The sequence below is a fragment of the Microbacterium sp. 22242 genome, assembly GCF_052045495.1.
Lineage (GTDB): Bacteria > Actinomycetota > Actinomycetes > Actinomycetales > Microbacteriaceae > Microbacterium.
Map to the genome: position 1 here is coordinate 236137 of NZ_JBQEOZ010000002.1, position 12768 is coordinate 248904.

Here is a 12768-nt window from a genome sequence, read left to right on the forward strand (position 1 = left end):
GATCGCCGCCGCGCACTGTCCCGTTCTCAGGACGAAAGCACGGATCGACCGCCCGAAGCGCCCGGAATCCGGCGTTCGCGGAAATCGATCCTGAGAACGGTCCACGGCCGGCCGGATCGCTCTTCTCCGGCACGACGATCAGGGACTGCGCAAGCGGCAGCTCCCCGCGCCACTGCGCCCGCCGATCGCGACCGCGCGCGGATCCGCCCATTGCGCCCGCGACCCGCCCATTGCGCCCGCGCACCTCAGGGCTTACCATCGAGCCAACCCGTTTCTTGAGCGATTGCTCAACTAAACCTGCAGAGGTCAACGATGTCCCACGCCGCGCCGCAGCCGATCTCCCTCGACAGGATCCCGACGCCTCACCCGCTGGATCCGCTCACCGGGGAGGAGATCGCCGCCGCGCGCGCGATCCTGGAATCCGAGGGGCTCCTCGGCGAGACCGTGCGGGTGCCGATGCTCCTCCCCGACGAGCCCACGCGGCAGGAGCTCACCGCCTGGGCTCCGGGCGCGCCGACCGACCGCCGCGTCGACGCGACCCTGCTCGACACCGCGACCGGCGTCGCCACCGATGTCGTCGTCTCGCTCACCCGCGGCGAGGTCGTGCGCGCCGTACGCGTTCCGAACGACGCCCCGCCGTACGGGCAGCCGCAGTACCTGTTCGAGGAGTACGAGCGCGCCGAGGCGATCGCCAAGGCGTCCCCCGAGTGGCGGGCCGCGATGGAGCGCCGCGGTCTGGCCGCGCACATCGAGCTCGCGTTCTGCGCGCCGCTGGCTCCGGGCTTCACCGGCCGCGCCGACGAGGTCGGGCGGCGCGTGATCCGCTCGCTCACCTTCCTCCGCTACGACGAGCACGACTCGCCCTGGGCGCACCCGGTCGAGGGCCTCGTCGTGCACATCGACCTCACCGCGAACGGCGTCATCCGGGTCGAGGACGTCGGCGACGTGCCGGTGCCCGCCGGGCACGGCAACTACTACCCCGAGGTGCAGGGCGAGGCCCGTACGAGCCTCAAGCCGATCGAGATCGTGCAGCCCGAGGGCCCGAGCTTCTCGGTCGCCGGGTCCCTCGTCGAATGGGAGAACTGGTCGATGCGGGTGAGCTTCAACGCCCGCGAGGGCCTGGTGCTGCACGACGTGCGCTTCGACGGCCGGCCGGTGCTGAACCGCGCGAGCGTGCCCGAGATGGTCGTCCCCTACGGCGACACCGCGCCGGGGCGTTTCTGGATCAGCTACTTCGACGCCGGCGAGTACCTGCTCGGCAAGAACGCGAACCATCTCGAGCTCGGCTGCGACTGTCTCGGCGTGATCCGCTACCTCGACGGCTACGTCGCCGATGACCACGGCAACCCGGTGCGGATCCCGAACGCGATCTGCATGCACGAGGAGGACGCCGGGATCCTCTGGAAGCACACCGACCTGCAGGGCCGGTCCGACGTGCGCCGCTCGCGGAGGTTCGTCGTCTCGTACTTCGCCACGATCGGCAACTACGACTACGGCTTCTACTGGAACTTCGGCCTGGACGGCACGATCGAGGTGATCGCGAAGGCGACCGGCATCGTGTTCGTCGGCGCCGGCGAGCCGGGCGTCCCGCAGCGGCACGCGACCGAGCTCGCGCCGGGCGTGTTCGCCCCCGTGCATCAGCACCTGTTCTGCGCGCGGCTCGACGTGGCGGTCGACGGATCCGGCAACCGCCTCGTCGAGATCGACGCGCAGCGCGTGCCGATGGGACCGGAGAACCCGTTCGGCAACGCGTTCAGCTGGACCGAGACGGTGCTCGGATCCGAGTCCGCCGCGCAGCGCGAGGCCGACACCGCGGTCGCCCGGGTCTGGGAGGTGCAGAGCGCGTCGCGCACGAACGCCGTGGGCCGCGCGACCGCGTATCAGCTCGTGCCGCGGCCCACCGCTCTGCTCATGGCGGATCCGGCCTCATCCGTCGCGGCGCGCGCGGCGTTCGCGACCAAGCACCTCTGGGCGACCGCGCATCGCGAGGGCGAGCTGTGGCCGGGCGGCCGGTTCCCGAACGCGCACCAGGGCGGATCCGGGCTGCCGGAGTACTCCGCCGGCGACGCGCCGCTGGACGGACCCGAGGGCGCCGACCTCGTGCTCTGGCACACCTTCGGGCTGACACACTTCCCCCGGCCCGAGGACTGGCCGATCATGCCGGTCGACACCGCCGGCTTCGCGTTCCGCCCCTACGGCTTCCTCGACCAGAACCCCGGCATGGACGTGCCCGAGTCGTCCCAGGCCCACGCGGTGGCCGGATCCGCCTGTTGCGGCGGCGGGGACGCCTGCGCCTGCGAGCACTGACCGGGCGTCCGGGGGTTTCGAGGAGCGATGTTTGCGCTCCACGGGACCATTCGGCAGCAAACATCGCTCCTCGAAACGCGACCCGGTCAGCCCTGCACGCGGCCCGGCCAGGGGCCGGATCCTCGCGGATCGGGCCGCCGAGTCGATCTATGTGAGCGGGCTACTGCAGACGGCCGCGCTGGACGTCGTCGCGCGGCCGGGCTGGCGCACGCACCTGCGCGGCGCGCGGGAGCAGCTGCGCGCCCGCCGCGACCTGCTGCTCGCCGTGCTCGAGGAGCATGCGCCGCAGGCGACCGTCGCGGTGCGTCCGCTCCGCGGTGCTCGCGGCCGGCTCCTGACCGCTCAGGTCGCCCGGGTGACGAAGCCGCCGGAGCCGACCAGCGCGTCAGCGGTCGCGATGATCGTGGCGCGCAGAGCCGCAGCGGCCCTGGTCGGCGTCATGTCGGCGCGGTGCGCGAGGCTCACGGTGCGGGTGAGCTTCGGCGTCGCCAGCGGGGTCGCGCGCAGCTGGGGCCGGCCGAGCGCGACCATCGCCGGGACGATCGCGACGCCGACGCCGCGCTCGACGAATCGGAGCACGGTGTCCATCTCGGGGCCCTCCACGACGACCTCCTCGGTGAGCCCGGCCGCGATGAACGCGGCGTCGGTCGCGGCGCGCAGCTCGTAGCTGCGCGGAAAGGCGATGAGCGGCAGATCGGCCACCGCGGCGAGCGCGATCGCCTGCCCGGAGCAGATGTCCGGGCGCGCGGCCGAGGAGATCACGACCAGGTCCTCTGCGAGCAGGGGCGTGCGGGTGAGGCTCACCGGCGATGCCGCGGCGGCGTCCGAGGAGGCGAGCAGGGCCAGGTCGAGCACGCCCTCGGCGAGCGCCGCCACGAGGCCGCGGGATCCTCGTTCGGTGATCTCCAGCTCGATGCCGGGATGCGCGGCCCGGAAGGAGCTCACCACGTCCGGCACGATGCTGCCGCACAGCGAGGGCGGCGCGCCGAGGCGCACCCTGCCGCGACGCAGCCCTGCGATCTCCGCCATCTCCCGCCGCACCGAGGCTGCGTCCGCGAGCATCCGCCGGGCGTAGGGCAGCAGCACTTCTCCTGCGGCGGTGAGCGAGATGTTGCCGCGGGCGCGATGGAACAGCTCGGAGCCGAGCTCGCGCTCCAGGGTGGAGATCTGCCTGCTCAACGACGGCTGGGCGAGATGGAGATCCTCCGCGGCGCGGGTGAAGTTGCCGACCCGCGCGATCTCGACGAATCCGCGCAGCTGCTCGAGGTTCATGACCATAGAGTACGCCTATCCAGATCAGCACGATTATGCATTGGAGTTATCGACAGCAGGTTCCTAGCGTGGAAGGCATGAACGAGAAGACAACCCGCGAGCGCCTGGTCGCCACGACCGTGCTCGTGATCGGGACGGGCGGATCCGGCCTGCGCGCGGCGATCGAGGTCGCCGAACAGGGCGTCGACGTGGTGGCGGTCGGCAAGCGACCTCGCCACGACGCGCACACGTCGCTCGCCGCGGGCGGCATCAACGCGGCGCTCGGCACGATGGATCCCCAGGACAGCTGGCAGCAGCATGCCGCCGACACGATCAAGGAGAGCTACTTCCTCGCCGATCCGCGCACCGTCGAGATCGTCACGCGGGGCGCCGAGGAGGGCATCCGGGATCTGGAGCGCTACGGCATGGGCTTCGCGCGCGAGGAGGACGGCCGGATCTCGCAGCGCTTCTTCGGCGCGCACACCTTCCGGCGGACCGCCTTCGCCGGCGACTACACGGGCCTCGAGATCCAGCGCGCCCTCGTCGACCGCGCGGAGCGGCTCGAGATCCCGATCCTCGACACCGTCTACATCACCCGTCTGCTGGTCGAGGATGCCCCGGGCCCCGACGGCGGCACCGTCCCGCGGATCTTCGGCGCGTACGGGTTCGACCTCATCGACGGCACCCGCTACCTCATCCACGCCGACGCCGTGATCCTCGCCGCCGGCGGGCACACCCGGATCTGGCGGCGCACGTCGTCCCGTCGGGATGAGAACACGGGCGACTCCTTTCGCCTCGCGGTGGAGGCGGGCGGGCGGATCCGCGATCCCGAGCTCGTGCAGTTCCACCCCTCCGGCATCATCGAGCCGGAGAGCGAGGCCGGGACGCTCGTCTCGGAGGCCGCCCGCGGCGAGGGCGGGATCCTGCGCAACGCGCTCGGCGAGCGGTTCATGCAGCGCTACGATCCGGAACGGATGGAGCTGTCCACCCGCGATCGCGTGGCACTGGCGGCCTACACCGAGATCGCCGAGGGGCGGGGCACCCCGAACGGCGGCATCTGGCTGGATGTGTCGCACCTGCCCCGCGAGACGATCATGACCAGGCTGCCCCGCGTGTACCAGACCATGCTCGAGCTGCAGATGCTCGACATCACCCGGGACCCGATCGAGATCGCGCCGACCGCGCACTACTCGATGGGCGGCGTCTGGGTGCGCCCGGAGGACCACCGCACCGACGTGGACGGGCTGTACGCGATCGGCGAGGCGTCGAGCGGCCTGCACGGCGCGAACCGTCTCGGCGGCAACTCGCTCATCGAGCTGCTCGTGTTCGGTCGGCTGACCGGCCGGGCGGCGGTCGCCCACGCGAAGGGCCTGGGCGCGCAGCTGCGTTCCGCGTCCGCCGTCGACCGGGCCCGCACCGAGATCGACGATCTGCTCGCCGCCGACGGACCGGAGAACGTGCGCGCCCTGCAGCGCGCGATCCGCGACACGATGACCGCTCACGCCGGAGTCGTGCGCGACGAGGAGGGGCTCATCGCCGGGCTCGCCGAGCTCGACGCGATCGAGGAGCGGATGACGCGGATCGGGATCCACCCGGACATCGCCGGCTTCCATGACCTCGCGCACGCGTTCGACCTGCGCTCCTCGGCCCTGGCCGCCCGCGCGACGATGGAGGCGGCGCTGGAGCGCCGGGAGACTCGCGGGTGCCACAACCGCAGCGACTATCCCGCGATGGATCCGGCGCTGCAGGTGAACCTGGTCTGGTCCCCCTCCACCGGCGTCGTGCGCGAGGAGATCCCGCCGGTCCCCGCCGAGATCGACGCTCTGATCCGGGAGGTCGACACCGCGGGCAAACTTGTCGAGTAGGACCCGCCACCGACTCCGCAGTCCGACCGCGAGACTGCACCTGCGTTACGAGACTGCAGCACGATCGTGCTGTCTCGCGACGCCGTTGCAGTCTCGCGGTGAACTGTCCGCCGCGGGTGGATGGCAGGGATCCTCACCGCAGACAGCACGACCCGTTGTCCCCGCTCCGCGCCTGCGGTGGTAGCATGCCGGAACGGATCGTATACAAAGTCGTCGATCCTCCGACCTTCCCCGAGGTGATCAGCCGTGGCAGGAGTACCCGTCTCCCCCGCAGAGTCCGTCTCGACGCTCGTCGCGCGCAGCATCAGCGACTTCCGCGCCGCCGTGTCCGACTCGTTCGTCCCGCTGCAGGTGAGCGACGGAGGTCCGAGTCCGTTCCGCGGCCTGATCCGCGGCGCGGCGGTCGACGAGGTGCACGTGAACGACGTGCGCGCGACCCGGCACGTGGTGGAGCGCACGCCCGAGCTCATCGCGCGCGGCGACCGCTCCTATTTCAAGGTGAGCCTGATGCTCGCCGGCACGGGACTGCTCATCCAGGACGACCGCGAGGCCGTGCTGACGCCGGGCGATCTGGCCGTGTACGACACCGATCGGCCGTACTCGCTCGTGTTCGACGAGGACTTCCGCACGATGGTGGTGATGTTCCCGAAGCACCTGCTGAGCCTGCCGCCGGAGATGGTCGGCCAGCTCACCGCCGTGCGGATCTCGGGACAGGAGGGCCTCGGCGGCATGGTCGTGCCGTACCTGCGCCAGCTCGCGGCCAACCTGGACCAGCTCGCCGGATCGACCGGCGCCCGCCTCGCGCACAGCGCGCTCGACCTCGTCTCGACGGTGTTCACGCGCGAGCTCGGCCTCGACGAGGCCGCCGCCGACCCGCACCGCGCCCTCATCCAGCGCATCCGCGGCCACATCGACCGCAACCTCGCCTCGACAGAGCTCGGCCCCGCCTCGATCGCCGCGGCGCACTTCATCTCGACCCGGCACCTGCACGGGCTGTTCCAGGAGCAGGGCACGACCGTGTCGACGTGGATCCGGACCCGCCGCCTGGAGCAGTGCCGCCGCGACCTGCTCGACCCGATGCTCGCCGACCGTCCCGTCGCCGCGATCGCCGCGCGCTGGGGTTTCGTCGACGCCGCGCACTTCAGCCGGGCGTTCAAGACCGCCTACGGCGTCTCCCCGAGCGAGTACCGCTCCGCGCGCTGACACCCGCCGGTCTTGCCCCTGGGGGCACGCCGGTTGACTCTCGGCGCGGGATCCTGCCGGGGTTGTTGAGCGCCGGATCGACCACGGCACAGCATGGGCTCAAGGCCCCGCGCTCCCGCGGGGCTCGGATCGAAGGAGCTCCGCTGTGTCCGACGACGCCACCGCAACCGCCGCCGATCTGCTCCCCGCGCCCGCCGACGGGCTCGACGAGTGGCGGACCTACGACGAGTTCGCCGCGGGCATCGACGCCTACCGGCTGCCGAACGCCGACCTCACCGGCACCGCGCTGAAGCTCACCCTGGACGGCGGCGAGACGCTGAGCCTGACGTTCGGCCCCACGTCGGTGGAGTGGGCCGGCCTGGGCGCCTCCGGCACGGACCCCTATGACGCGGTCGCCGTCCGCGACGACGTGATCTTCGTGAACCTCCCGCTCGCCTCCCGCGAGCGCGAGGCGCTCACCGTCGTCTACTCCACCCGCAGCCACCGCGCGACCGTGGTCCGCTCCCGCATCGCCGCCGAGGCCGTGGAGGGCACCCCGCAGGTCGGCCAGGAGTTCTGGGCCGCCGTCACCGACGGCGGAGAGCCGAGCGGAGAGGTCCCCGGCCCGAGCCGCGACCTGATCGGCAAGCGCAACGTGTACCGGTACAGCCCGCAGCACCTGTACGAGCACGTCTACGTCTCCAGCCTGCGGTACGCCTGGCAGTGCCTCGAGGGCGTGCAGCGCGGGCACGGCGACATGGATCTCTCCACTGTCTGGAAGTTCTCCGACGGGCTGTACCTGTTCTGCTTCCGGGAGTTCCGGATCGCGGTCGCGAGCGTCTGGCTGCACGACCTCGGCTACCAGCTCAGGACGACCGGCATCTTCCTGGGCCTGAACGGCGCCGGCGCCTCGGAGCACTCCCGCGCCGGCGGCCACATCTACCCGCTCGGCACCGTCGCCTACCCGGACGCGCAGCCCGTCTGACCCCCGGGAGCACCCCATGACCGACGCCGACGTCATCCGGACGCACCAAGCGGCCAGCGACTGATCCCCACTGCACCACCCGGCTCGCATCACCCGCGGGGTCCGCCCCGCATCGAGAGACAGGAATCACATGAACAAGCGCATCACCGCCGCAGCAGCGCTGCTCGCCGCGGGCGTGCTGGCCCTGGCCGGCTGCTCGGGATCCGGAGGAGGCGGAGGATCCACGGATCCGATCGTCGTCGGATCCGTGAACACCATCAGCGGTCCGGCGACCTTCCCCGAGGCGTCGCAGGCCGCGAAGGCCGTGTTCGACCAGTTCAACGCCTCCGGCGGCCTGAACGGCCGCAAGATCGACTACAAGGCGCTGGACGACAAGGGCGACCCGGCCACCGCGACCGCGAACGCCCGCGAGATCGTCGGATCGGACAACGCCGTCGCGATGGTCGGCTCCGCGAGCCTGATCGAGTGCGACCTGAACAAGAAGTACTACGAGCAGGAGGGGATCCTCTCGATCCCCGGCATCGGCGTCGACACCGGATGCTTCAACAGCAAGAGCATCTCGCCCGCCAACGTCGGCCCGTACAACGACATGACCCTGACGCTGATGTACGGCTCGCAGGTGCTGCACCTGCAGGACATCTGCGTGCTGCTCGAGATCGCCGGATCCACCCGCCCGAGCTATCAGGCCGCGATCGACAAGTGGACCAAGCTCACCGGGCAGAAGCCGAAGTACGTGGACGACACCGTGCCCTACGGCGCCAGCGACTACACGCCGTACATCGTGAAGGCGCGCGCCGCCGGCTGCAAGGCGCTCGCGGTGAACCCGATCGAGCCGGACGCGATCGGCCAGATCAAGGCCGCCAACGCGCAGGGCTGGAACGACGTGACCTGGCTGCTCCTGACCAGTGTGTACAGCGAGAACTTCGCTCAGGCCGTGGACAACGCGGGCGCCGGCGTCTACGTGCCCGCCGAGTTCTACCCGTTCACCGACGACAACGCCATCAACAAGGGCTGGCGCGACCTGATGACGAAGGACAAGATCCCGCTCACCTCGTTCAGCCAGGGCGGCTACCTCGCCGCCACGCACTTCATCACGGCGCTGAAGAGCATCAAGGGCGACATCACCCGCGACAGCGTCACGCAGGCGCTGAAGAGCATGAAGCCGATCGACGACAAGATGATCGGCACCCCCTACACCTTCGGCGTCGACAACAACGCCGGCTGGCCGATCGTGCTCAAGAGCGGCACCCACAAGTGGGAGAAGGTCGCGGACGACTGGTTCCGCATCGGCAAGTGATCCCCGGATCCGGTCTGCTCCATCCCTGAGCCTGTCGAAGGGCCCGAGCAGACCGGATCCGCCCCCTTCCCGGGCGCTTCGACAAGCTCAGCGACCGGAACCACAGAAAGGACGACGCCATGCTTCAGGGCGCCATCGCCGGCCTCGCTGCCGGCGGCCTCTACGCGGTGCTGGGCGTGTGCCTCACCCTGATGTCGCGGCTGGTGCGGGTGGTGAACTTCGCCCAGGCCGCCACCGGCATGTTCGGCGCGTTCACGGCCGTCTGGCTCGTGCGTCAGGCGGGCCTGCCGATCTGGCTCGGCTCGACGATCGGCGTGCTGATCGCGGGCGTCCTCGCGGTCGCGATCGGCTGGATCGCGGCGACCTGGCTCTCCGAGGCGTCGACCACGACCCGCTCGGCGATGACGGTCGGGCCGCTGCTGCTGCTGATCTCGCTGTCGTTCATCCTGTTCGGCAACAAGCCGCAGCCGTTCGCGCCGATCATCGCCGGCCCCGCGTTCTCGCTCGGCGGCGTCGTGGTCAGCCAGGTGACCGTCGCGACCGTGCTGATGGCGATCGTGACCGCGCTGGTGGTCAAGCTCGTGCTGAGCCGCACCAGGGTCGGCATCCAGCTGCGCGCGCTGTCGGAGCGTCCCACCACCGCCGAGCTGCTCGGGATCCGGTCCCGGCCGCTCTCGATCGCGGTGTGGTTCGTGACCGGGGTGATCAGCGCGATCGCGATCATCATCGTGGCGCCGTCGCAGTCCAACGACGCGACGGGCCTGGCGATGCTGATCGTCCCCGCCGCCGCGGCCGCCCTGCTCGGCGGCTTCAAGCGGCTCGATCTCTCGGTGGCCGGCGGCCTCGTGCTGGGCGTCCTCGGCGGCCTGGTCGCACAGATCGACGAGGTCGCGCTGATCCGCAACTTCCTGCCGTTCCTGTTCATCGTCATCCTGCTGCTCTGGACGCAGCGCAAGGAGGTGTGGGATGCCGCACGCTGACCGCCCGCTCGGGTCGAGCCGGCCCTTCACCGAGAGCCCGCTGTTCCGCAACGCCTGGCCCTTCGCGGTCGCGGCGGTCGCGATCGTCGTCGGCCTCGTGCTCTCGAACACGCTGTCGGGCTACTTCGTCTTCCTCGCGATCAGCGCCGTGACGGCCGCGATCGCGATCCTGGGACTCGGGATCGTGACCGGATCCGCCGGCATGATCGCGCTGTGCCAGCTCACGTTCGCCGCGATCGGGGCGTGGGTCGTGTCGCTCTTCAACGTGTGGCACGTCGGCGGCGGCTTCCTGGTCTGGCTCGTCGCCGGCGGGATCGCTGCGGGGCTGGTCGGGATCCTCGTGGGCCTGCCCGCGCTGCGCCTGCGCGGCGTCAACCTCGCGGTCGTCACGCTCGGGTTCGCCGCCGCAGCCGACGTCACGCTCGTGCAGATCCAGTTCCCCGGATCCGCCACCGGCATCTCGGTGGACCGGCCCGCCGGCTTCACGAGCGACAAGGGCTTCTTCCTGCTCTCGATCATCGTGCTCGTGGTCTGCGGCCTCGGCGTGTTCTTCCTGCAGCGCGGCCGCTGGGGCGCGAGCTGGAAGGCCGTCGCGTTCTCCGAGCGCGGCACGGCGGCGGCTGGGCAGAGCGTGCAGAGCGCCAAGCTCACCGCGTTCGCCGTCTCCGCGGCGCTCGGCGGGATCTCCGGCGGGCTGCTCGCCGGTCAGGTGCAGCTGCCCTTCGCCTCGAGCTTCACCCCGCTGCAGTCGCTCGCACTGTACGTGCTCGCGATCATGTCCGGCGCGCACCTCATCGACATGGCCGTGTTCGGCGGCATCCTCTGGGTGCTCGTGCCCGAGCTGCTGAAGCGCTGGGGCATCCCGCAGGACTGGGGCTTCGTCGTCTTCGGCGTGCTGGGCGTGCAGGCGCTCACCGGTGGATCCAACCTCGGCCAGGCGATCCGCTCGCTCCTCTGGAAGCGGCAGGACCGCAGGACCGCGAACGCGGAGCTCACCGCGCTGCCGCCGGACGCCGACGAGGACGCGGAGGAGATCCGCACGACCACGACCGCGGCGCTGGATCCCGCCGTGCTGACCGGCGAACCCGTGCTGACCGTCGAGCATCTGACCGTGCAGTTCGGCGCCCTCAAGGCGCTGGACGACGTGTCGTTCTCCGTCCCGGCGGCGTCGATCATGGGCCTCATCGGCCCGAACGGCGCCGGCAAGTCGACCTTCGTCGACGCGATCAGCGGCTTCCTGCCCAAGCACGGCGGCCGGGTGCTGCTGGGCGGGCAGGATCTCGCGGGCCTCTCCCCCACGCGACGTGCACGCCGGGGACTGCGCCGCACGTTCCAGCAGGACCGCGTGCCGCCGCTGCTCACGGTCGGCGCCTACGTGCGGTTCGTGGCGCGGCGGCGGCTGTCGCTCGCGGACATCGAGGAGACGCTCGCGTTCTTCGGCTGCCCGCCCGCCCGGGCGCGGCTGTCGAGCGTCGACGTCGGCACGCGCCGGCTGGTCGAGGTGGCCGCGGCCGTGCTGTCGCAGCCGCGGCTGGTCATCCTGGACGAGCCCGCCGCCGGCCTCTCGCACGAGGAGCACCTGGCGCTCGCGGCCCGGCTGCGGGAGCTGCCGGACCGCTACGGCACCGCGCTCATCATCATCGAGCACGACCTGGACCTGGTCCGATCGGTGTGCCCGATGCTGACCGTGCTGAACTTCGGCTCGGTGCTGGCGAGCGGCCCGCAGGGCGAGGTGCTCGCGAACCCCGACGTCGTCAAGGCCTACATGGGAGAGACGGAGCTGCTGTCATGAGCGAACTGGTGCTGGACGGCATCACCGTCAGCCGCGGCGCGGGCCCGGTGATCTCCGACGTCTCGCTGACCGTGCACGGCGGCGAGGTGCTCGCCCTCGTCGGCCCGAACGGCGCCGGCAAGACCAGCCTGATCGAGTCGATCTCCGGCGTGGTCGGGCATTCGGCCGGATCCCTGACGCTGGACGGGGAGCGGATCGACCGGCTCTCCCGGGTGGCGAGGGCGCGCAAGGGCATCGTGCACATCGAGCAGGGGCGGGCGGTGTTCCCGTCGCTCACGGTGCGGGAGAACCTGTCGCTGACCGCGCGCACCCCGGCGGAGGTCGACGCCGCGCTGGCGCCGTTCCCGGAGCTGGAGAAGCGGATCGACTCCCCCACGGCGCTGCTGAGCGGCGGCGAGCAGCAGATGGTGGTGCTCGCGCGCGCCTTCGCCGCGAAGCCGCGGATCCTGCTCATCGACGAGATGTCGCTCGGGCTCGCGCCGGTCGTGTTCATGCGGCTCGTGCCGATCGTGCAGTCGATCGCGGAGTCCGGCGTCGGCGTGCTGCTCGTCGAGCAGTTCACGCAGCTCGCGCTGGGCATCGCCCGGGAGGCCGTGGTCGTCGCCGGCGGGCGCGTGTCGTTCCAGGGCACGGCCGAGGATCTGCAGGCCGATCCGCAGCTGCTGCACCGGGCTTATCTGGGCGGGTGAGCGGATCCGGGATGTGCAGCCGCCCTGCGGCACCGGTCAGAGCGTGAACGGATCCGGGATCACATCCGGGGCGCACCCAACCCCAGCTGGGCGAGGGCGAGACCGGCACCGCGCACGGCGATCGTCCAGTCGGGTCGCACGAACCGTGCCCGTACCAGCCGTAGCCGCTGTTCGTCGACGGCTTCCCCGGGTCGCGGCGCCACCCGGGTGACGCCGTTGGGCTCGTAGCCGAGCTTCCGTGAGACGGCGAGGGATGCTTCGTTCCAGCTCGCCGCACCGGACTCGGCCCATTCTGCTCCGAGCACGTCGAACGCGAACAGGAGGAGCGCGGCGCGCATCTCTGTCCCGATCCCCCGCCCGTGCGCGCTCCGGGTGAGCCAGGAGCCGGTGGCGACGTTCATCGACCGCTGAAATCGGGGC

Annotated in this window: 10 protein-coding genes; 8 read left to right on the forward strand and 2 right to left on the reverse strand. The window is 71.2% G+C overall.

Going from position 1 to position 12768, the window contains the following annotated elements; genetic code table 11:
- The first annotated feature begins 312 nt into the window (after positions 1 to 312).
- Positions 313 to 2307 carry a primary-amine oxidase gene (locus ACTJJZ_RS02815; protein WP_440719646.1) on the forward strand — a complete coding sequence of 665 codons (1995 nt, stop codon included), beginning with the start codon at positions 313 to 315 and terminating at the stop codon, positions 2305 to 2307.
- Between the two features lie 342 nt (positions 2308 to 2649).
- On the opposite strand, the gene ACTJJZ_RS02820 is transcribed toward ACTJJZ_RS02815, so the two are convergent.
- Positions 2650 to 3579 carry a LysR family transcriptional regulator gene (locus ACTJJZ_RS02820; protein ID WP_440719647.1) on the reverse strand — a complete coding sequence of 310 codons (930 nt, stop codon included), beginning with the start codon at positions 3577 to 3579 and terminating at the stop codon, positions 2650 to 2652.
- A gap of 77 nt (positions 3580 to 3656) precedes the next feature.
- Here ACTJJZ_RS02820 and ACTJJZ_RS02825 point away from each other — a divergent pair, with 77 nt between their 5' ends.
- The 7 genes from ACTJJZ_RS02825 (at position 3657) to ACTJJZ_RS02855 (ending at position 12348) form a co-directional block, all read left to right on the forward strand.
- Entirely contained in the window at positions 3657 to 5423 is a 1767-nt protein-coding gene (locus ACTJJZ_RS02825) for an FAD-binding protein (protein ID WP_440719648.1), read from the forward strand.
- A gap of 246 nt (positions 5424 to 5669) precedes the next feature.
- Positions 5670 to 6626 carry a helix-turn-helix domain-containing protein gene (locus ACTJJZ_RS02830; protein ID WP_440719649.1) on the forward strand — a complete coding sequence of 319 codons (957 nt, stop codon included), beginning with the start codon at positions 5670 to 5672 and terminating at the stop codon, positions 6624 to 6626.
- Between the two features lie 145 nt (positions 6627 to 6771).
- Positions 6772 to 7590: a MoaF C-terminal domain-containing protein gene (locus ACTJJZ_RS02835; RefSeq protein ID WP_440719650.1), complete on the forward strand. Its 819-nt coding sequence runs from the start codon at positions 6772 to 6774 to the stop codon at positions 7588 to 7590.
- 130 nt (positions 7591 to 7720) lie between these two features.
- Positions 7721 to 8887 carry an ABC transporter substrate-binding protein gene (locus ACTJJZ_RS02840; protein ID WP_440719651.1) on the forward strand — a complete coding sequence of 389 codons (1167 nt, stop codon included), beginning with the start codon at positions 7721 to 7723 and terminating at the stop codon, positions 8885 to 8887.
- 119 nt (positions 8888 to 9006) lie between these two features.
- Positions 9007 to 9867 carry a branched-chain amino acid ABC transporter permease gene (locus tag ACTJJZ_RS02845; RefSeq protein WP_440719652.1) on the forward strand — a complete coding sequence of 287 codons (861 nt, stop codon included), beginning with the start codon at positions 9007 to 9009 and terminating at the stop codon, positions 9865 to 9867.
- The gene (locus ACTJJZ_RS02850) at positions 9854 to 11659 is read left to right on the forward strand and encodes a branched-chain amino acid ABC transporter ATP-binding protein/permease (RefSeq protein WP_440719653.1); all 1806 of its coding nucleotides are present in this window, start codon (positions 9854 to 9856) and stop codon (positions 11657 to 11659) included. Before ACTJJZ_RS02845 ends, ACTJJZ_RS02850 begins: the two co-directional genes overlap by 14 nt.
- Complete coding sequence (locus ACTJJZ_RS02855) at positions 11656 to 12348, forward strand: ABC transporter ATP-binding protein (RefSeq protein WP_440719654.1); 693 nt, start codon at positions 11656 to 11658, stop codon at positions 12346 to 12348. Before ACTJJZ_RS02850 ends, ACTJJZ_RS02855 begins: the two co-directional genes overlap by 4 nt.
- Before the next feature lie 59 nt (positions 12349 to 12407).
- Here ACTJJZ_RS02855 and ACTJJZ_RS02860 read toward each other — a convergent pair whose 3' ends face one another.
- Positions 12408 to 12749, reverse strand: coding sequence for a GNAT family N-acetyltransferase (locus tag ACTJJZ_RS02860; RefSeq protein WP_440719655.1), 342 nt, complete (start codon positions 12747 to 12749; stop codon positions 12408 to 12410).
- Positions 12750 to 12768: the final 19 nt, after the last annotated feature.